17 protein-coding genes and 2 pseudogenes are annotated in these 19974 nt (G+C 75.0%); 9 read left to right on the forward strand and 10 right to left on the reverse strand.

Annotation, left to right across the window (positions count from 1 at the left end; all coding sequences use genetic code 11):
* Positions 1-39 precede the first annotated feature (39 nt).
* A complete protein-coding gene (locus tag IE317_RS12220; RefSeq protein WP_191309425.1) occupies positions 40-255 on the reverse strand; it encodes a hypothetical protein in 216 nt (71 codons plus the stop codon).
* Positions 256-342: 87 nt separating this feature from the next.
* Here IE317_RS12220 and IE317_RS12225 point away from each other — a divergent pair.
* Positions 343-1203, forward strand: a pseudogene (locus tag IE317_RS12225) (glycosyltransferase 87 family protein); the annotation flags it as partial.
* Positions 1204-1307: 104 nt separating this feature from the next.
* Positions 1308-1601 (forward strand): hypothetical protein, encoded by a 294-nt coding sequence (locus IE317_RS44510; protein WP_229902661.1) that lies wholly within the window; start codon positions 1308-1310, stop codon positions 1599-1601.
* Here the strand turns inward: IE317_RS44510 and IE317_RS12230 are convergent.
* Positions 1552-1986 carry a DUF4383 domain-containing protein gene (locus IE317_RS12230; protein WP_229902662.1) on the reverse strand — a complete coding sequence of 145 codons (435 nt, stop codon included), beginning with the start codon at positions 1984-1986 and terminating at the stop codon, positions 1552-1554. The genes IE317_RS44510 and IE317_RS12230 overlap by 50 nt on opposite strands.
* Before the next feature lie 82 nt (positions 1987-2068).
* Between IE317_RS12230 and IE317_RS12235 the strand changes: the two genes are divergently transcribed.
* Positions 2069-2530 carry an SRPBCC family protein gene (locus IE317_RS12235; RefSeq protein ID WP_191309427.1) on the forward strand — a complete coding sequence of 154 codons (462 nt, stop codon included), beginning with the start codon at positions 2069-2071 and terminating at the stop codon, positions 2528-2530.
* Here IE317_RS12235 and IE317_RS12240 read toward each other — a convergent pair.
* Together IE317_RS12240 and IE317_RS12245 are read right to left on the reverse strand one after the other, a co-directional pair.
* A complete protein-coding gene (locus tag IE317_RS12240) occupies positions 2500-3696 on the reverse strand; it encodes an FAD-dependent oxidoreductase (protein ID WP_191309429.1) in 1197 nt (398 codons plus the stop codon). The genes IE317_RS12235 and IE317_RS12240 overlap by 31 nt on opposite strands.
* Positions 3693-4133: a nitroreductase family deazaflavin-dependent oxidoreductase gene (locus IE317_RS12245; protein ID WP_229902663.1), complete on the reverse strand. Its 441-nt coding sequence runs from the start codon at positions 4131-4133 to the stop codon at positions 3693-3695. The genes IE317_RS12240 and IE317_RS12245 overlap by 4 nt, the downstream gene beginning before the upstream one ends.
* A gap of 54 nt (positions 4134-4187) precedes the next feature.
* Between IE317_RS12245 and IE317_RS12250 the strand changes: the two genes are divergently transcribed.
* Entirely contained in the window at positions 4188-4646 is a 459-nt protein-coding gene (locus IE317_RS12250) for a MarR family winged helix-turn-helix transcriptional regulator (RefSeq protein WP_191309431.1), read from the forward strand.
* Between the two features lie 96 nt (positions 4647-4742).
* Positions 4743-5195, forward strand: a pseudogene (locus IE317_RS45105) (cryptochrome/photolyase family protein); the annotation flags it as partial.
* Between the two features lie 814 nt (positions 5196-6009).
* On the opposite strand, the gene IE317_RS12260 reads toward IE317_RS45105, so the two are convergent.
* From IE317_RS12260 to IE317_RS12275, 4 genes are read right to left on the reverse strand one after another with little or no spacing between them, the layout of a single operon-like run.
* Positions 6010-7614: an MFS transporter gene (locus IE317_RS12260; RefSeq protein WP_268246869.1), complete on the reverse strand. Its 1605-nt coding sequence runs from the start codon at positions 7612-7614 to the stop codon at positions 6010-6012.
* Entirely contained in the window at positions 7605-11936 is a 4332-nt protein-coding gene (locus IE317_RS12265; RefSeq protein WP_191309433.1) for a type I polyketide synthase, read from the reverse strand. Before IE317_RS12265 ends, IE317_RS12260 begins: the two co-directional genes overlap by 10 nt.
* Complete coding sequence (locus IE317_RS12270) at positions 11933-13642, reverse strand: fatty acyl-AMP ligase (RefSeq protein WP_191309435.1); 1710 nt, start codon at positions 13640-13642, stop codon at positions 11933-11935. The genes IE317_RS12265 and IE317_RS12270 overlap by 4 nt, the downstream gene beginning before the upstream one ends.
* Before the next feature lie 13 nt (positions 13643-13655).
* Positions 13656-14309, reverse strand: a complete 654-nt coding sequence (locus IE317_RS12275; protein ID WP_191309437.1) for a hypothetical protein — start codon at positions 14307-14309, stop codon at positions 13656-13658.
* Between the two features lie 385 nt (positions 14310-14694).
* On the opposite strand from IE317_RS12275, the gene IE317_RS12280 reads away from it, so the two are divergent.
* The 3 genes from IE317_RS12280 to IE317_RS12290 are packed head-to-tail and all read left to right on the forward strand — an operon-like array spanning position 14695 to position 17716.
* Positions 14695-15684, forward strand: coding sequence for an alpha/beta hydrolase (locus IE317_RS12280; protein WP_373309027.1), 990 nt, complete (start codon positions 14695-14697; stop codon positions 15682-15684).
* On the forward strand, positions 15681-16511 hold the full coding sequence (locus IE317_RS12285; RefSeq protein ID WP_191309439.1) for an SDR family NAD(P)-dependent oxidoreductase: 831 nt from the start codon (positions 15681-15683) through the stop codon (positions 16509-16511). Before IE317_RS12280 ends, IE317_RS12285 begins: the two co-directional genes overlap by 4 nt.
* On the forward strand, positions 16508-17716 hold the full coding sequence (locus tag IE317_RS12290; RefSeq protein WP_191309441.1) for a glycosyltransferase: 1209 nt from the start codon (positions 16508-16510) through the stop codon (positions 17714-17716). The genes IE317_RS12285 and IE317_RS12290 overlap by 4 nt, the downstream gene beginning before the upstream one ends.
* Here IE317_RS12290 and IE317_RS12295 read toward each other — a convergent pair whose 3' ends face one another.
* Complete coding sequence (locus tag IE317_RS12295; protein ID WP_191309442.1) at positions 17717-18706, reverse strand: YdcF family protein; 990 nt, start codon at positions 18704-18706, stop codon at positions 17717-17719. It lies immediately after the preceding gene.
* A gap of 74 nt (positions 18707-18780) precedes the next feature.
* Here IE317_RS12295 and IE317_RS12300 point away from each other — a divergent pair, with 74 nt between their 5' ends.
* Positions 18781-19143 carry a DNA polymerase ligase N-terminal domain-containing protein gene (locus IE317_RS12300; protein ID WP_229902665.1) on the forward strand — a complete coding sequence of 121 codons (363 nt, stop codon included), beginning with the start codon at positions 18781-18783 and terminating at the stop codon, positions 19141-19143.
* Between the two features lie 36 nt (positions 19144-19179).
* On the opposite strand, the gene IE317_RS12305 is transcribed toward IE317_RS12300, so the two are convergent.
* Entirely contained in the window at positions 19180-19881 is a 702-nt protein-coding gene (locus tag IE317_RS12305; protein ID WP_191309446.1) for a DUF998 domain-containing protein, read from the reverse strand.
* Between the last annotated feature and the right edge of the window lie 93 nt (positions 19882-19974).

The raw sequence follows: 19974 nt of genomic DNA on the forward strand, positions 1-19974 counted from the left end.
TGCCGAACGGCGGCCGCCCGTCTCAAGATCCCGGGGTGGTCAGCGGTTGCGCGGGTGCTCCCGTGCCCGGCGTTCGTTGCCGTGCTTGTAGTTGCCGGTCACCCGGGCCATCAGCTGCTGGTCGTCACCCCGCGCCACCGCCGCGAGGAACCGGGCGGCGGCGGCCCCGCGCAGCGTGCCGGCGGGACGGCCGTGGTGGGTGATCGTCACGGTGCCGCGTTCGTCTCGGTAGGCGAAGCCTTCCGGTGTCCCCATGCGCCCAGGGTGGCACGCGCGGCAACCGGTTTTCCCGGGGTCGCTTCGGGGGTTTCCCGGATGGTGCCCGGGCCGGGACCCGACAGAATGCCAGGGGTGACCGGAGGGGGAGCAGGGGTGCGGGCGTGGCTGGGGAACAAGTACGTGCTGCCGGGTGCGCAGCTGCTGGTGCTGGTGGCGGTGCTCGTGTCGTACAACGGCGGCCGGTGGCGCTTCCCGGCCTACCGCGTCGACCTCGACGTCTACCGGCTCGGCTCGACGGCGCTGCTCCACGGCCAGGCGCTGTACGGCACGCTGCCGCTCACCGGTGACGGCCAGTCGCTGCTGTTCACCTACCCGCCGTTCGCGGCGATCGTGCTGGCCCCGCTGGCGCTCCTGCCGTACTGGGCCGCCTGTCTCGGCCTCACCCTGCTGACGCTCGGGGTGCTGGCGGCGGTCCTGGTGACCGTGCTGCGCGCGCTCGGCGCGCGGTGCGACTGGCGGCGGGTCGCGGCGCTGCTGCTGGCCGCCGAGGTGCTGGAGCCGGTGCTGCGCACGCTGTACGCCGGGCAGCTCGACCTGCTGCTGCTGGCGCTGGTCGTGCTGGACGTCCTGGGGGACCACCCCCGCCTGCCGCGCGGCCTGCTGATCGGGCTCGCCGCGGCGGTGAAGCTGACCCCGGCGGTGTTCCTGCTGTACTTCCTGCTCCGCCGCGACACCCGGGCCGCGGTGACCGCCGGGGTGACCTTCCTGGCCGCGACGGCGCTGGGCTTCCTGCTCGCCGGCGCCGACTCGGTGCGGTACTGGACGGGCGCGCTGTGGGACACCGGCCGCGTCGGCGAGCCGACCTACGCCGGCGACCAGTCGCTGCTCGGGCTGCTGGCCAGGGCGGGGGTGCCGGCGGAGGCGCGGACGGCGTGGTGGCTGCCGCTGGTGGCGGTCGTCCTCGCGCTGACGGTGTGGGGCATGCGGCGTGCGCTGGCCGCGGGGGAGCGGACCGTCGCACTCGGCCTCAACGCGCTCGGCGGGCTCTGGTCTCGCCGATCTCCTGGACCCACCACTGGGTCTGGGCCGTGGTCGTCCTGCTCGGCTGGGCGGAGCTGGCCCGCCGCACGCGGCGGCGCGGCTTCGCCGTGCCGGCCGGGACGGGTGCGGTGCTCTTCGTCGCCGGGCCGCAGTGGTGGTGGCCGCGGGGCGGGGAGGCGGAACGGCACTGGAACTTCGGCCAGCAGCTTTCCGGCAACGGCTATGTCCTTTTCGGACTCGCGGTGCTGCTCACGGCGGTGCTGGTGCGGTTCCCGCCGCGGGACGAGCCACTCAGCGACGTCGTGCCGGCCCGCGCCGGAGCCAGCCCCCTCCCAGGATGAGCATCGCCGTGCCGAGCGCCAGGTCGAGGCAGACGCCGGCGGTGTTCCACGGGAGCGTGTCGGTGATCGCCGACGGCAGCGGGAGCAGTCCGGCGAAGCCGGCCACGACGTAGCAGGCACCGGCGACGACCAGGAACCGCGCGGCCCAGCGCGAGGAGCGCGTGCAGAACACCGCGGCGGCGCCGGTCAGCAGGTGCACCAGCGTCCACACCCCGGAGACGGCGAGCACGCCGAAGAGCACGCGCGGACCGCCCCCGTCCGCGACCCCGGCCATCAGCTCCAGCGCGGCGAGGACGAGGAAGAGCAGGCCGATCAGCATGCCCATGCCCTGCACGGGGGCGGGACCCCGCCGGGGTGCCCGGGTCTCGGGTTCGGTGGCCGTCATGCCTTCGGGGTTCCCCGCGCGAACCCTTTTAATGCACCGCATCAGGGGTATCCGGGCACGATTCGGACGACGAGGAGCGAAAATGACCGAGTACCGCCACAGCGCGACCGCCGACATCCCCGCGGACGAGCTGTTCGCGTTCCTGAGCCACCCGGAGAACCTGCCCCGGTACTTCCCGCAGATGAAGGTCGCCGAGCCGCAGGGCGGGGACAGCGTCCACGTCGAGGCCGAGGTGCACGGCCACCGCGTCGCGAGCGAGGCGTGGCTGCACACCGACCCGGGCACCCGGTCGCTGAAGTGGGGTGCCGAAGGCCCCGACGACTACCACGGCGAACTGCGCATCCGCGAAGACGGCCCGGCGACCTCGGAAATCACCGTGACGCTGCACAGCGTCCGCGAAGCCGACGGGGACGAGGTCCAGCAGGGCCTCGAGCGCACGGTCGCCGCGATGACGCACGCGGCGTCCGCCGACGCCGACGTCGAGGCCGCCGAAGGCCAGGGCGGCTGGACCTCCTACGACGACAAGAGGGACTCGTCGAGCTGAGGCGGGAACGGCCCGTAGGCGTTGCCGCGGGCGCCGCGGATGCGCACCGCGGGCACGGCGAACAGGTACTTGAGCAGCTTCGGCGGCGCGGTGCCCCGGCCGCGGGCCCGGGCGGCGGCCGCCCGCCGTTCCACCCGCACCTGGTCGGCCTGGACCCGCTCGATCGCGCGGATCCGGTCGGCCTGGACGCCCGCGAGGTCGGCCGGGGTGACGCCGCCGCGGCGGAAGGCCGGGACCAGCCGGTTCGCCGCGGCGACGGCGTCCTGGATCGCCATCAGGATGCCGTTGCCGCCGACCGGGGAGATGACGTGGGCGGCGTCGCCGAGCAGCAGCAGGCCCGGGCGGTGCCAGCGGTCGACGCGCGAGATGTCGACCGACAGCAGCGTCGTCTGCGAGAAGTCCGTGAGCAGGTGGGCCCGGTCGGCCAGCCACGGCACGCGCTCGCGCACGAACGCCCGGATCGGCTCGACCCCGCGTTCGCGCAACGCCGGGTACGAGCCCTTCTCGACGCTGTAACCGACCTGCCAGTCGCGGACGCCGCCGAGGACGCCGATGTAGGCGTCGCGCCCGAAGTAGAGGTCGAGGTCCGCGTCCGGCGGGTCGCCGGGGGAGCGGGGCAGCCGGAACCAGAGCAGGTCGGTGGTGGCGCCCAGTGGCCGGGCTTCGAGCCCGGCCAGGCGCCGCACGGTGGAGAAGCGTCCGTCGGCGCCGACGACGACGGACGCGGTGAGCTCACCGCCGCGGTGACGGACGCCGGCCACCACGCCGTCGTCCTCGAGCAGCCAGGTGACCTTGGCGTTGGTCCGCAGCGTGAACGACGGGAGCTCGCTCGCGCGTTCGGCGAGGAAGTCGAGGAACCGCACCTGCGGCATCAGGGCGATGTACCCGAACGGGGTGCGGAGGCGGTCGTAGTCGGCGGCGCGGTAGACGCCGTCCGGGGTGTGGAAGCGGAACGAGCGCGCCTTGAAGTGGTCGAGGGCCAGCAGGTCTTCGGCCAGGCCGAGGCGGTCGAGCAGCTCGAGGGTGTACGGGTGCAGCGAATCGCCGCGGAAGTCGCGGTCGAAGTCCGACCGCGCTTCCAGCACGGTGACCTCGATCCCGGCGCGGGCGAGCAGGTAGCCGAGCAGCAGCCCGCCGGGACCGCCGCCCGCGATCGCGACGCTCACGAGCCCGCGGCCGACAGGCGGAACACCGCCATGCCGGGCAGGTGCTCGAGGATCTGCGCCGGGGTCGCGTCCTGGGGGACCGGGAACGCCCGGATCGCCCACGGCACCGACATCGCGGCGAGGTACGCGGCGACCACCGCGGCCGCCTCCTCGCCGACGGCGGGGTCCGCCCGGCGCTCCTCGCGGTGGCCGCCGGACAGCAGCGCGCACTCCGGTGTGGCCAGGAGGTTCTCCACCCAGTCGCGGTCCCGGACCGGCGAGACGAGGTACTGGCCGCCGTCGTGCGCCACCACGGCCAGGGGTACGCGCCGCGGCTCGCCGGAGCGGCGGCCCCGCGTCTCGACGACACGCAGGGCGTACCCGCCGTCCGGTGGGGTTTCGGCGGGCGCGTCGATCAGCTTCGCGGTCATTTCGGCGTTCATCGCTCGGACGTCCACGAGGTCCACCGTAGCAAAACTAGTTAGATTGTCTAGCTACCTTAAAATGACCCGGTGGAAGACAGTCCCGTCGCCCTGCGGGTGAACCTGGCCCTGCGTGAGCTGCTCGCGCTCGCCCACGACGTCCAGGTCGCCCTGGCCCGGCGGCTCGGCCTCGGCGCGACCGACGTGCAGGCCCTGCAGCACCTGGCGGCCGGCACGCCGATGGGCACCGTGGACCTCGCCCACGCGCTCAAGATCCGGTCCGCGTCGGCGACGGTGCTGGTCGACCGCCTGGAGGCGGCCGGGCACGTCCGCCGCGACCCGCACCCGCGCGACGGACGGCGGGTCACCCTCGTCGTCAGCGAACCGGCGCGGGCCGAGGTCCGGGCCGCGCTGGCCCCGCTCGTCGACGCCATCACCCGGCTGACGGACGGGTTGCCGCCGGAGCAGGCGGAGGTGGTGGCGAGGTTCCTCGGCGACACCACCGAGATCTTCCGTGGTTACGCTGCGGAGCCGCCGGAAGCGGGTTAGCGTTCGGCGCATGCGAGACGAGCCCGCGCTGTGGCTGTTCGCCGACCAGCTCGGGCCGCACTTCCACGGCACACCCCCGGCCACCGGAACCGGGACGTGCTCCTGATCCGGTCGGCCGCCGCGTTCGCCGCGAAACCGTTCCACCGGCAGAAGCTGCACCTGATCCAGGCCGCGCTGTACCGGCTCGCCGCCGACCTCGGCGACCGCGTCACCCTGATCCACGCGCCCGACTACCGCACCGGGCTGCGCCGCTTCGGGCGGCCGGTGGTGGTGCACGAGCCGACGTCGCACGCGGCCGATGCCTTCGTCCGCCGGCTGCGCGACGAAGGTACCGTCACCGAAATCCTGCCCACGCCCGGTTTCGTGCTGTCCAAAGAGGACTTCGCCGCGTGGGCGGCGGGGCGCACCCGGTTCGTCATGGAGGACTTCTACCGCGACCAGCGCCGGAAGTTCGGCGTCCTGCTCGAAGCCGACGGCGAGCCCGCAGGCGGGCGGTGGAACTACGACCACGACAACCGGCGGCCGCCGCCGAAGGTCACCCGGCTCGACGTGCCGGCGCCCTGGCACCCGCGGGAGAACGAGATCGACGAGCGGGTCCGCGCCGAACTCGACGTAGCCGAACGCGCCGGGAGGATCCACCCGGTCGGCGTGGACGGGCCGCGGCAGTTCGCCGTCGGGCACGACGAAGCGAACCGGGCGCTGCGCCGGTTCCTCGACCACTGGCTGCCCGCTTTCGGCCCGCACCAGGACGCGATGCTGACCCACGACTGGGCGATGGCGCACGCGCTGCTTTCGGTTCCGCTGAACCTCGGGCTGCTCGACCCGCGCGAGGTCGTGCGGCGGGCCGAGCGGCGGTACCGGGTCGGCGAGGCACTCCTGAGCAGCGTCGAAGGGTTCGTCCGGCAGGTGCTGGGCTGGCGGGAATGGGTCTGGCACCTGTACTGGCACCAAGGGCCGGACTACCTGCGCCGCAACGCCCTGCACGCCCACCGCGAACTGCCCCGGTGGTGGCGGACGCTGGACGCCGACGCGGTGGAGGCGGCGTGCCTGCGCACCGCGCTGGCCGGGGTGCGCGACCGCGGCTACGCCCACCACGTCGAACGCCTGATGGTGCTCGGCAACCACGGGCTGCAGCGCGGGTACGACCCGGCCGAGTTGACCCGCTGGTTCGCCACCGCCTTCGTCGACGGCTTCCCCTGGGTGATGCCGGCGAACGTGGTCGGCATGAGCCAGTACGCCGACGGCGGGCTCGTCGCGACCAAGCCGTACGCGGCCGGCGGCGCGTACATCAACCGGATGAGCGACCACTGCGGCGGCTGCGTCTACGACCCGAAGAAACGGACGGGGCCGGACGCGTGCCCGTTCACCGCGGGGTACTGGGCGTTCCTGGACCGCAACGCCGGGCGGCTGCGGGGGAACCACCGGATGCGCCGGCCGTTGAGCGGCCTCGAGAGGCTCGCGGATCGCACCGAGGTCGTCGCCCGCGAAGCCGAGCGCGAGCACTTCTGATCGCATAACGGCCTATACGGCCACGGCCGAACGAAGCCAATGTCGCCAGGGTGAACAAGCCAACGGCAACGGCCGCGGCGACCTGGACGCTCGCGGTGCAGGCCGCCCGGGCCGCCGCGAGGAGCTCGGCCGCCTGCGCCAGCCCGTGCGCCGCCGCCTCCGCCTGGGCCGGACCGGCCAGCGCCAGCCGGTGCACCGGGTCCGGCACGCCAGGCGGCACCACCAGGTGCGCGGCGTAGACGGCCGCGGCCAGCGAGCCGAACGCCGTCGTGCCCAGGCCGGCGCCCAGCTCGTACCCGGTCTTCTCGACCGCGGCCGCCCCGCCCGCCCGGTCGGCGGGGGCGGCCGAGAGGAGCGTGTCCGTGCTCGACGTCAGCGCCAGAGCCATCCCCAGGCCCGAGCCGACGAGCGCGCCGCCCAGCCACCACGGCGACGTCAGCCCGCCCGCCGCCGGGATGGCGAGGGACGCCGCCGCCAAGGCGAACCCCGCCGTGCGGACGCGGGTGTTGCCGAACCGGTCCAGCAGCCGCGGGGCCACCACGCTGCCCACCGCGGACGCGCCGAGCACGAGCAGCAGCCGTTCCGCCGCGGCCACCGGGGAGAGGCCGACCACGACCTGCAGGTACTGGGCGAGCAGCAGGCCGAGCCCGACCAGGGTGCTCATCACCAGCAGCACGCCGGCGGCCGCGCCCGGCACGCCCGGCCGGCTGAACAGCGTCAGATCCAGCAGAGGAGCTTCGGCTCGCCGCTGGCGCCGGACGAACAGTCCGAGGAGGACGCACCCGGCCGCCCCCGCCGCGAAGCCGCCCCCCGACGGCCCGACGGCGAAGGCGAGGCCGAGCACGCCACCGGCCGCGAGCACCGCGCTGGGCGCGTCCCACGGCTCGCGGCCCCGTGGGCTGCGCGGCAGCCACCGCAGCGCCGCCACGACCGCGGCCAGGATCACCGGCGGGTTGACCAGGAACGTGGCCCGCCAGCCCCACCCCTGGACGAGCAGGCCGCCGAGGACCGGCCCGAACACCGACCCGGTGCCGGCGATGCCGCTGCACACCGCGATCGCCGTGCGCCGCCGCCGCCGGTCCGGGAACAGTTCCCGCAGCAGCGCCATCGTCACCGGCATGATCAGCGCGCCGCCGACGCCGAGGGCCGCGCGGGCGGCGAGCAGGGCCGGGACGCCGGGGGCGAGCGCGCAGGCGAGCGAGGCCACCCCGAACACCGCGTAGCCGGTGACGAGCACGCGCCGCCGTCCGAAGCGGTCGCCGAGCGTGCCGGCCGGCAGGAGCAGCGGCGCCGCGGTGAGCGGGTAGATCGCCACGATCCAGACCTGCGCGGCGGCGCCGGGCCGCAGCTGCCGGACGAGATCGGGCAGCGCGACGTGCAGCACGGTGGCGTCGACCGCGACCAGGAAGAGCCCGGCGCCGAGCACGGCCAGCAGCGGCCCGGTCCGCGTCACGGCCACAGCCGGTCCGCCAGGTGCCGGGCGACGACGTCGACGTGCGGCGGGTCGACGACCGACAGGTGGTGGGCGGGGACCGGGACGATCTCCAGCCGCGGGCACAGCTGCGCCCACCCGGCCGCGAGGTCGGTGCGGGAGTACCGCGGTTCCATGGCGAGCCCGGCGGCGTAGGGCTCGGTCGCCCGGTACAGCACCACGCGGCCGTCGTAGGGGCGCGGTGTCCCGCGTTCCGCGGCCAGGGTGTCCAAAAAGGACTGGCGCTGGTGGCGGAGGACGCCGGGGCTCAGCAGCCCGGCTTCGGCAACCCGCCGCATGGTGAGTTCGATCTGCTGTTCTTCGGGCAGGGGCGCGAGTTCGTCGTGACCGAGCCGGACGGTCCGGCCGTAGGTGCCTTCGACGTAGCCGGTGAAGCGGAGGAACCGCCGGGCCGACGACGCGCGCGGGTCGAGGTCCGGTTCGGGCAGCGGCAGCATGGTGTCGATGAGCGCGACGAGCTCGACCGGCTCGCCTTCGTCCGCGAGCCGGGTGGCGAGGCCGTAGGCGAGGGCGCCGCCGAACGACCAGCCGGCGAGGCGGTAGGGGCCGTGGGGCACGCGGGCGCGGACGAGGGGCAGGAGCCGTTCGACGCGTTCTTCGATGCCGGCCCCGGGCACCCGTTCGAAGCCGACGCAGGGCACGCCGGCCGGGAGCCGGTCGAGCAGCGGGCGGTAGACGGTGCAGGTGCTGCCACCGGGGTGGAACAGCAGGAGGGGAGCGGTGCCGGCGTCGCCGGGTTTGAGCAGGTGCACGGGCCCGCGTTCTTCGCGCGTGTCGAGCAGCGCACGGGCCACGTCGGCGACGGCGGCGAGGGAGTCGTGCCGGAGCAGGTCCGCCGGGTCGACGGGGGTGTCGAGTTCGGCGGCGAGGCCGTCGGCGAGGAGCCTGGCCAGGCGGTCCGGATCGGCGGTGCCGGTGAGCCGCACGTGCGGGCCGGCGGCATCGGTGCCGGTGTGCTGCCGCCAGAGCCGCAGGACGAGCCGATCGGCGGCGTCCCAGGCCCGGCCGCGGGCGGGCGGTTCGTCGCCCCGGGGAGCGAGATCCCGGTTGAGGTCGGCAAGGGTGGCCCCGCGCAGCACGGCGGCGGGATCGGGCTCGGCGCCGAGTTCCCGGCGGACGGCTTCGCGGATCCGGTTCGCCATGAGGGAGTCGAGCCCGAGTTCGACGAGGGGGACGTCGGGGTCCAGGCGATCGGGGGAGAGCCCCATGATCGCGGCGACGATGCCGGTGAGCCGCTCGGCCGGGGACGGTGTCGCGGTGTCGCTCGGTGCTGTCGCCGAAGCGGCGACTTGGGTGGATTGGCTTGGTGTTGCCGCGGCGGCGGTGCCGCCCGGTGTTGCCGCCTGGGCGGCGGTTGGTGCCGCCGGGGGTGCGGTGGTGAGGTGGGTGGCCCGGGTTGGCGTGGCTGCCGGGTCGGCGGTGCGTCCTTGCGTCGGGCTGCCGCTCGGGCCCGTCTCCGTGTACCAGTGCCGCTCGTGGCGCCACGGCATCGGCGGCACGTCCGTGAGGCGGGCGCCGTCGTCCGGGTGCGTCAGCGTGATGCGGGTGCCCGCGCAGTACAGCGCCGCCGCGGCGGCGGCGAAGGCGCGGACCTCGTCCTGGCCGCGGCGCAGGGTGCCGGTCACCACCGCGTCCGCGATCCCCGCCGCCTCCAGCGTCCGGGTCAGCGAGCCCCGCAGGATCGGGTGCGGGGCGATCTCGACGAACACGCGGTGGCCGTCCGCGGCCGCCGCCATGACGGCCTGCCGGAACCGGACCGGGCGGCGCAGGTGCGCGGCCCAGTAGCCCGCGTCGAAGTCCGGAAGCTCGCGCGGGTCGGTCAGCACGGTGTCGTACCAGGGCACCAGCGGCCGCCGTCCGCCCAGCTCGGCCAGGGCGTCACGCAGGGGACCGAGGACGGGTTCGACCCCCGCGGAATGCCCGGCGACGCCGACCGGCAGCCGTCGCGCGCTCCGCCCGGCGGCTTCGAGCTCGGCCACGAGCCGGTCGAGCACGAGCGCGTCGCCGGCGACGGTCAGCTGCCCCGGCGCCGAGTCCACGGCCAGCTCGACACCGGGGTGCGCGTCGAGCTCGCCGGGCGTCAGTTCCACCGCGGCCATCGCGCCGCCCGGCTCGACCGTGCCCAGCAGCCGGGCGCGGGTGGCGACCAGGTGGACGGCCTCGTCGGCGGTCAGCACCCCGCCCACGACGGCGGCCGCCGCGGACCCGAGCGAGTGCCCGAGGACGGCGGCGGGCCGGACCCCGAGCGCCTCCCACCGCGCGGCCAGCGCGACCTGCGTGCCGAAGATCGCCAGCTGCGTTTCCGCCAGCGACCGGGGGGCGGCGCCGGTGAGCAGCGACCGCAGCGACCGGCCGCCGTGCTCGGTGAAGGGATCGCCGAGCTTGTCGACCTGGGCGGCGAAAGCGGGTTCGGCGGCCAGCAGGTGACGGCCCATTCCGGCCCATTGCGACCCGTGCCCGGAGAAGACGAAGACGGGCCCATCCCCACCGACGGCGACACCGGCGAAGGCCCCGGCCGGCAAGGGATCGGCCCCCTCGCCGACGGCCCGCAACAGCCCGGCGAGCTCCCGATGATCCGCGGCGACGACGGCAGCTCGGTACCGCCCGGAGTCGTCCCGGCGGAAGAGGGTGTGGACGACATCGGCGAGCGTGCTGCGACGCCCGGCGGGCGAGTCCAGCCAAGTGGCGAGCTGCGCGGCCCGCTCGGTGAGCCGGTCGCGGGTCCGGGCGGAAAGCACCCCGATCCGGACCCCGTCGCGGGGCGACGCCGCAACCCGCCGCTCGCCGGCCGGGGGTGTCGCCTCCTCCAGCACCACGTGCGCGTTCGTCCCGCCGAACCCGAACGCCGACACCCCCGCCGTCGCGCGGCCGGTGTGGCGGGGCCACCGGGTCGGCTCCGTCACCACCTTCAAGCCCAGCGCCTCGAACGCGATGTGCGGGTTCGGCTCCGCGAAGTGCAGCTGCGGCGGCAGCACACCGTGCTTCAGCGCCAGCACCACCTTGATCAGCCCGGCGATCCCGGCCGCCGCCTCCGCGTGGGCGATGTTCGTCTTCACCGAGCCGATCAGCAGCGGCGCCCCGGCCGCGCGGCCCGCTCCCAGCACCGCGCCCAGCGCACGCGCCTCGATCGGGTCGCCGAGCAGCGTTCCCGTCCCGTGGGCCTCCACGTAATCCACAGTGGATGGACGCACGCTTCGGTACGCCTCCCGCAGCATGTCCTGCTGCGCCACCGGGTTCGGCGCCGCCAAGCCGTGCGACCGGCCGTCGGAGTTGACCGCCGAAGCGCGGATCACCGCCAGGACGCGGTCGCCGTCGTATTCGGCGTCCGCCAGGCGCTTGAGCACCACGACGCCGCAGCCCTCCGCACGCGCGATGCCGTCCGCGGCCGCCGAGAACGTCTTGCACCGGCCGTCGCCCGCGAGCAGGCCCGCCGCCGCGAACGCCGCCGTCGGGCCCGGCAGCAGCATCAGGTTGACCCCGGCCGCCAGCGCCAGGTCCGCGTCGCCGTCGCGCAGCGCGCGCACCGCGTGGTGCACCGCGACCAGCGAAGACGAGCACGCCGTGTCCACCGCCATGCTCGGCCCGCGCAGGTCGTAGACGTACGACAGCCGGTTGGCGGCGATGCTGCCCGCCGCGCCCGTGGCCGTCCACAGGTCCGGCGCGCCGCCGGTCATCGTGAGGTGGCCGTAGTCGTGGGTCGCGATCCCGGTGAACACGCCGGTCCGGCTGCCGCGCAGGGACGACGGCGCGATGCCGGCGTCCTCCAGCGCCGCCCACGTCACCTCCAGGAGCATCCGCTGCTGCGGGTCCATCGTCGCCGCTTCGCGGGGCGTGATGCCGAAGTGCTCGGCGTCGAACCCGGCGACGTCGTCGAGGAACCCGCCGAGCACCGGGGCGGCCTCGGCGCTCCAGCGGCCCGGCGGCGCGGTCCGGACGGCGTCCCGCCCTTCGCACAGCAGGTCCCAGAACTCGCCGGGCCCGTCCGCGCCGGGGAACCGGCAGCCCAGGCCCACGACGGCGACCGGGTCGGTCCCGCGGCGGTCCGTGCTCCGCGGGACGTCCGGCTCGGCGGACCCGGTGAGACTGCGGACGAGGTGGTCGATGGTCGGGCTTTCCCACAGGAGCGTGGCCGGCAGCCGCCGGCCGAGGCGTTCCTCGAGGTCGGCGGCGATGCCGACGGCCTGGCGGGAGGACAGGCCGTAGTCGCCGAGCGGGCGGTCGGGCTCCGCCGTGACGCCGGTGTGCTCGGCGACGGTGTCCAGGAGCCAGCGGCGCAGGGTCTCGTTCATCGCGCCAGTGCCTTTCCGTAGTCGCCGGCGAGGTAGCGGTCACGGCAGGCGCCGCGCGCGATCTTGCCGCTGGACGTGCGCGGGACCCGCCCGGCCGGCACGAGCAGCACGTCCCGCAGCGCGAGCCCGTGCGCGTCGGAGACCAGCCGCCGGACCGCGGCGGTGAGCGCGCGCTCGGCGGGTTCGGCCAGGTCCGCGTGCGCACGGTGTTCGGCGACCACGACGACGGCTTCCGTGTCGCCGCCCGCGACGGCGAAGGCCGCGACGCTCCCGGGGCGGATCCCGGGGTCGGCGGACGCGGCGGTCGCTTCGACGTCCTGCGGGTAGTGGTTGCGCCCGTCGACGATGATCAGGTCCTTGATCCGGCCCGCGATGTACAGCTCGCCGTCGTGGCGGACGCCGAGGTCGCCGGTCCGCAGCCACGGCCCCTCGGGCAGGCCGCCGGCCAGCCGCGCGCCGAACGTTTCCGTGCTGTCCAGGGGTTTCTGCCAGTACCCGTCGCCGACGTTGGGCCCGTGCACCCAGATTTCGCCGACCGACCCGTCGGGCAGCACGGCCGCTGTGTCCGGGTCGACGAGGGCGACGAGCTGCCCGGCCGGGGTGCCGCACGCGACGAGCCGGACGCCGTCCCCGGCCGGGCGTGCCGTGCCGGTCGCTAGGGCGTCGCGGTCGAACGTGGTGACGCGCGGGGCCGCGGCCGGGCCGGTGGTGACGAACACGGTCGCCTCGGCCAGGCCGTAGGCCGGCCGGGTCATCTCCGGCCGGTAGCCGGCGCCGGCGAAGGCGGTGTGGAACCGGTCGAGGACGTCCGGGTTGATCGGCTCGGCGCCGTTGACGATCGCGGCGACGCGGCCGAGCCGCAGCCGTGCCCGGTCGGCCTCGCGGATCCGGCTCGCGCAGTAGTGGAAGGCGAAGTTCGGGGCGGCGCTCCAGCTGCCCGCGTGGTCGCCGAGCAGTTCCAGCCAGCGCACCGGCCGTTCGATGAACGCCAGGGGGTCCATCAGCACCGAGCGCAGGCCCAGCGCCAGCGGCGTGAGCAGGCCGAGGACGAGCCCCATGTCGTGGAACAGCGGCAGCCACGAAACCGTGGTGGCCGCGGCCGGGTCGAGGCCGAGTCCGCGCACGGCCTGGGTGACGTTGGCGAGCACGTTCGCGTGGGTCAGCACCACACCGGCCGGGCTGCGGGTCGAACCGGAGGTGTACTGCAGGTAGGCGACGTCGCCGGGCGCCGGGGTGGGCGCCGGCCACGACGGCACCGGTTCCGGGCGGTCGACCGCGACGACGGCGACGTCCCGGCCGAGGAACTCCTCGACGCCCGGCCGGGCGGCCGCGGTGGTGACGACGGCCGTCGGTGCGCAGTCGGCGAGGACCGCGGCGAGCCGGCCCGCGTGCCCGGGCAGGCCGGGGTCGAACAGCGGCACCGCGATCGCGCCCGCGGTGATCGCGGCCAGGAACCCGACGACGTAGTCCGGGCTCTGCGGGCAGAGCACGGCGACGCGGTCGCCCGGCGACACCGGCAGCGCACCCGCGGCGGCGTCGACGCGGTCGGCCAGCTGCCGCCAGGTGAGGCTGCGGCGCCGCCCGGCGGGGTCGGTGGCGAAGTCGGCGAAGGTCAGGGCGGGGGCGTCGGGGGTGGTCGCCGCCCAGTGGCGCAGGCACGCGGTCAGGGTGTCGCCGCCCACCGCCGGGAAGGTCTCCTGGGACATGGGGTTCTCCTTGCTAGCGGCCCAGCCGTGGGGCGGCGTGCTGCCACGCGGCGACGGCCAGGGTGTCGAGGTCGAGGTCGGTCGCTCCGGCGTCGCGGAGCAGGACCAGCGCGCCGTCGGCGGCGATGGCGACGGTGCGCAGGCGCAGGCCGGGTTCCGGCTGGCCCGGCAGGGTGAGGACTTGCTGGTAGGACAGGGTTTGCGCGCCGGGAACGGCCGGCCCGGTGCCGACGGTCGTGGTCGATTCCGTGGGCAGGTCCTGGTCGTCGACGGTGACGCGCGCGCAGCGGCGTGCCTGCGCGGCCCAGGCGGTGAGGTCGGGCGGGTGCGGGGTGCGCGCGACGAGTTCGGACAGCTGCCCGCCGGGTACCGCCGTCTGGAAGCCCTGGCCGCTGACGCCGCCCGGGCTCAGCAGCCGGCCGTGGACGACGTCGGTGCAGCCCCCGTCGTCCCGTCGATCCGAAGTGGACAGCGCGGTGGCGACGTCGAAGACGTCGCGCGCCGCGGGCGGTCCGGGGATCGTCTCGGCAGGCAGCAGCGCGGCCGGGGGCACCGCCGGTGGCGGGGGAGCGGGGACCGCCGTGGCGGGTTTTGCCGGGGAAATGGTGACCACGGCGGCCGCGGCGATCAGGAGCGCGGCCGGGGGGAAACGAATTCGGGCAGCCATGAATAGCCCTTCCGGGAGCATTCTGGAGGGAGGTGCGGCCCCTGCGCTGGAACCCTTCGCCGGGGCACGTCGAGCGACGGCGGATCCGGCGGCACGGCGAAGGCTACGCCCGGAAATCGGTTGCCGGAAGCACCTCAAGACGGCGTAAACATCGTCGGGCACAGCGGGTGAGCTGCCGAATTGCAGGTTACTGGCGAGTTCGGCAGGCGGTTGTGGCACGGCCGTCCGAGTTTCGTCACGCTGCGCGAGCGCCGCCTCACCCTTGCGGGGGAGTTTGTTTTCCTGCCATTCACATTGTCCGCTCACATCGTGGACAGGACAATTGCGCTACCGAGGGCGTTTCCATTAGCTTGACCGCACCTTCGACGACCGGGAAAGGAAACGCATGCGCCTTTTTGTGAGGTGGTTCACGGCCCTGGCGGCCGCGGGGTGCGTGCTGCCCGGCACCCCCGCCGCGGCCGCCGTCACGGACGCCCGGGCCGACGACGGCTCGCACGTCGTGGCTCAGACCACTGTGGACGGTGATCCGCGCGTGCTGGACCTGACCGTGCGCTCGGTCGGTGTCGGGGGGTACGCGATGGTCCGGCTGATCCTGCCGGAGCACTGGGCGGACCGGCGCTGGCCGGCGATCTACCTGCTCGCCGGCGAGACCCGGCTGCAGGACTACCGCGGCTGGAGCGCGAACACCGACGTCCGGCGGCTCGTCGACGACGCCGGTGTCCTGGTCGTCATGCCCGGGTCAGGATCCGCGGGGTTCTTCAGTGACTGGTGGAACTACGGCAAGGACATCGCGCTCAACCAATGGGAGACGTTCACCGCAGTCGAACTGCCGCAGCTGATCGACCGCGGCTACCGCGGAGACGGCCGCCGCGCGGCCGCCGGCCTGTCCCTCGGCGGGTACGGCGCGATCGAGCTCGCCGCGAGACGGCCGGGAGTGTTCCGCTACGCGGCCTCCTTCAGCGGCAACCTGAACCCGGCCGGCCCCACCGGCGAGCTGCTGACGAGCGCGATCATCGCGTCGGCCCGCCTCGACCCCGAAGCGCTGTGGGGCGACCGGCGGCGGGAGGCCGCGCGCTGGGAAGCGCACGATCCGCTGGTGAACGCCGACCGCCTGCGCGGCACCGAGCTGTACCTTTCGGCGGGCAACGGGCTGCCGGGCCCGCTCGATGCGAAGCTGCCGATCGACGTGCTGCCCGGCGCGATGCTCCTGGAATTCCTCTGCGGCGCCCAGACGACGGCGATGGCCGGCCGGCTGCGCGCCCTCGGCGTCCCGGCGACGGTGGATCTGTACGGGCCGGGCACGCACCAGTGGGCGTACTGGCAGGAGCAGCTGCACAAGACGTGGTCCAGGATGCTGCAGGTGCTGGCGTCGTGACACCGTCCTATGTGGTCACGGGCGCGGCGGGCGGCATCGGCCGCGCGTGCGTGGCGGAGCTGGTCCGGCGCGGCGCGCACGTGTGGGCGAGCGTGCGGACCGACCACGACGAAGCGGAACTCTCCCGTGCGTACGGCGAAGCCGTCACGGTGCTGCGCATGGACCTGCGCGACGCGGAGTCGATCGCCCGGTGCGGCGAGCGCGTCGCGGCGGCGGGACCGGTGCGGGGCCTGGTGAACAACGCCGGCCTCGCGCGGCCGGGGCCGTTGGAGCACGTGCCGCTGGAGGCGTTCCGGGAGCAGCTGGAGGTGAATGTGACGGGCCAGCTGGCGGTGACGCGCGCGATGCTGCCCGCCCTGCGGCGCGCGGAGGCGGCACGGGTGGTGACGATCGGCTCGATCGGCGGCCGGATCGCGGGGCCGATGGTCGGGCCGTACCACACGTCGAAGTTCGCGCTGGTCGGGTTGACCGACAGCCTGCGCGCGGAGCTGGCCCCGGAGGGCATCCGGGTGGTGCTGGTCGAGCCGGGAGCGGTGGCGACGCCGATCTGGCCCCGGGCCCGCGCGGCGGCCGAGCAGGTCCGGGCGGGCCTGTCGCCGGCGGCACTGGAGAGGTACGGAGACCAACTGGCGGCGGCCGAGCGCAGCGCGGCCCGGTCGGCGCGAACGGGCGTGCCCCCGAGGCGCGCGGCGGAGACGGTGGTCCGGGCCCTGACGAGCCGCCGCCCGGCACCGCGCTACCTGGTGGGCGCGGACGCACGGTTCGCGGCGGTGCTGGCGAGCCTGCCGTTCCGCTTGAGGTACCACCTGACGGCGGCGAAGCGGTGAGCCGCCTGGTGGTGATCGTCGCGCCCGGTTCGCGCGGTGATGTCCAGCCCTGCGTGGCCCTCGGCCGGGGTCTGGCCGCCGCCGGGGATCGGGTTCGCGTGCTGGCCGCTCCCGGGTTCCGGAGCCTCGTCGAATCGCACGGGCTCGGCTTCGCGCCCCTCTCCGCCGACCCCGCCACGATCCTCGGCTCCGCTGCCGGGCAGGCCTGGACCGCCGGGCCCCGCCGGCGGTTCCTGTCCGGGCTGCGGGCAGTCCTGCGGCCCGTGCTCGACCGGCTGCTCGCCGATGTCCACGCCGGTGCCGCCGGAGCCGAGTTCGTGCTCGCCCCCTCGCTCGGCTTCCTCGGCGCGCACCTGGGCGCCCACCTCGGCGTGCCCCATGCCGAACTGCACTACCAGCCCAGCGTCCCCACCCGAGCCTTCGCCCACCCGCTCCTGCCCGGCGCCGCCCGCCTCGGCCCGTGGGGACGGCACCTCAGCTTCACCGCCGTCGACACCCTCGCCTGGCAGGTTCTGCGCCCCGAGATCGACCGCTGGCGCGCCGAAACGCTCGGCCTCCCCAAAGCCGGGCCACGCGGGCCGCAACGACGGTCGCCCGTGCTGTGCGGGTTCTCCGACGCCGTCGTCCCACGGCCGCCGGACTGGCCCGCCCGCGTGCACGTCACCGGCTACTGGTTCCTCGACACCGCGAACCCGCGCCCGGACTCCCGGCTGCGCGACTTCCTCGCCGCGGGGCCGCCGCCGGTGTACGTCGGCTTCGGCAGCATGCAACCGGACAACGCCGAGCGGACGTTCGACGTCGTCCGGAAAGCGTTGCGCCGGACCGGGCTGCGCGGTGTCCTCGGTGCCGGGGTCGACGACGATGACCTGCTGGTCGCCGGGGACGTCCCGCACGAGTGGCTCTTCCCGCGCACCGCCGCCGTCGTCCACCACGGCGGGGCCGGGACCACCGCCGCCGGGCTGCGGGCCGGGGTGCCCACGCTGGTCTGCCCGGTCTTCTCCGACCAGCCGTACTGGGGCGACCGGGTGGCGCGGCTCAGCGCCGGCCCGGAACCACTGCCGCTCGCGCACCTCGACGTCGACGTGCTGACCGCGCGGCTGCGGGAGCTCACGGAAAACCCGCTGTTCCGGCGCGGCGCGCAGTACGTCGGTGCGCGCCTGCGAGCCGAGGACGGCGTCGCGCACGCGTGTTCGGTGCTCGGATAGTCAGGCGAAGAGCGCCAGCGCGAGGCCGCCGCCGACGATGAGCACGCAGGCCGCGATCGTCGTGCGGCGGTAGTGCAGGATCAGGGCCGCGAACTCGCGCAGCAGCGCGCTCGGCAGGAAGTACCGGGCCGTCGGCGAGCCCGTGGCCTGGAACGGCAGGCCGAGCCGGCGGCACTCCACCGCCGTGCGGAACACGTGGTAGTTGCTGGTCACCGCCACCACGCGACGTGCGCCCTCGGGCAGCAGCGCGGCCGAAAACCGGAGGTTCTCCTCGGTCGTGCGGGCCCGGTCCTCACGGCGGATCCGGTCGTCCGGCACGCCGCGGTCCCGCAGGTAGGCGTGCATCGCCTCGGCTTCGGTGACCGTCTCGCCCGGTCCGCGCCCGCCGGAGACGACCAGCAGCGGCGGCGTCGGTTCCCGGGCTTGGAGCCGCAGCGCGCGTTCGAGGCGCCCGGCGAGCAGCGGCGGCACGCGCTCGCCGTCCAGGCCGCAGCCGAGCACGATGATCGCGTCGAACCCGCTGCGGCGCCCGATCCGGCTGTACACCACGGAGTACACCAGCAGCGACAGGAACAGGAACCCGAAGTAGCCGGCCAGCAGGACCGCGATGGCGACGAGCGCCGAACCCCACCGGCCGAGCGGCGCGAAGGCCAGTGCCTCCAGCGCGAGCAGCCCGGCGCCGAGGCCCAGTGACAACAGGTTCCCGGCGCTGCGCCCTTCCCACCGCCACATCCGCACGCCGTTGGCGATGAGCGCGGTGGGCAGCACGAGTGCGACGAGCACCGCCACGACACCGAGCAACCCGGCCAGCACCGGCGTCAGCCACTCCAGGTGCAGCGCCGCGCGCAGCAGCCACAACGCGGTGAGCAGCAGCGCCAAGCCGAGCCAGACGGCGTTGCCCAGCCGCCGCGGTTCGCGCGCCAGCCGGGCGGCGAACACGACGAGGGCCACCCCGGCGGCGACCGGCAGCACCGCACCGGCGACGTTCACCCCGGCCTCCTCCCCATGCGGGCTCCAACCTAGCCGGAGGCCCCTCGGAAGGGTGATCTGGCATGGTGGACGGCGTGACCGATCGTCGACCGGCGTTCGTGCTGCACGAGCACTTCCGCCCGCGGCACCACTTCGACCTGCGGCTGGAGGAGGACGGCGTGCTGCGGTCGTGGGCGGTGCCCCGCGGTCTCCCGCCGGACCCGGCAGGCGACCGGCTGGCGGTCGCCGTGCCCGACCACGCCCTCGACCACCTGGCCTACGAGGACGAGACGAAGAAGATCGCCGACACCGGCTGGTGGGAGGAGCACGACCGCACGGCCAAGCGCATCCTGTTCACCCTGCACGGCCGGTCGGGCGCGGTCCGGTACGCGCTGATCCGCACGGCGCGTGACTGGCTTCTGCACCGCACCCGCGACCAGCCCGGCCCGGTTCGCTGACCGGAACCAGCGTGATCAGAGCCGGGACTCGCGTGATCAGACCCGTAACTGGCGTGATCGGGGCCGGAACCGGACCCCGGTCGGCATCGCCCGGTGGGCCCAGTACCCCAGAACTCCCAGCAGCACGATCTCCAGGACCATCATCAGCCGCTCCACCAGGCCCGTCGCCACCGTCGGCAGGTGGCCGCCGAAGATGACGTTCACCGCGAACGGGACGATGAACGGCAGGTAGAACGGGATCGCCGCCAGCGCCAGCCGCCGCGACCACGTCGCGCACCGCCGCCAGCGCGGGTCGTCGCGGTGGCGGCGGCCCAGCGCCCAGCCGACCACCGGCAGGCTCAGGCACGTCACCGCCGAGGCGTAGAGGTGGATCTTGCCCGTCGCGGTGATCGCGCCGCCCTGCGGGTCCTTCGCGAACACCGCGACCGCCAGCAGGCTCACGCACCACAGCGCTTTCGCCGCCACCAGCGCCGGGTTGGCCAGCAGGCCACGACGGTGGAGCGCGACCAGCAGCAGCGCCGAGCCGGTGCTCGTGAGCAGGAGCGCGCCGTCCCACAGCCAGCGGCCGCGGCTCAGCGCGTAGTCGCTGAGCATCGTGGTGACCGGGTCGAGGGGGGCGAGCCGGCGGTCGACGTGCAGCACGGCGAGCAGGACGACGGCGCCGAGAAACGCGGTGAGCGCCCCGGGGACGAGCAGGCGGGCGCGCAGGCGGGGACGGACGGGTGCGGGACACAGCATGTAGGGAGACACTCCGGGGCGGTTCGGCTGGTTCAGGCGCAGCCGCGCACGCTACCCGTGACCTTTCCGTGACCATGGCCGACGCGCCCGCGC

The sequence above is a fragment of the Amycolatopsis bullii genome (genome assembly GCF_014654205.1).
In the GTDB taxonomy this organism is placed as follows: domain Bacteria; phylum Actinomycetota; class Actinomycetes; order Mycobacteriales; family Pseudonocardiaceae; genus Amycolatopsis; species Amycolatopsis plumensis.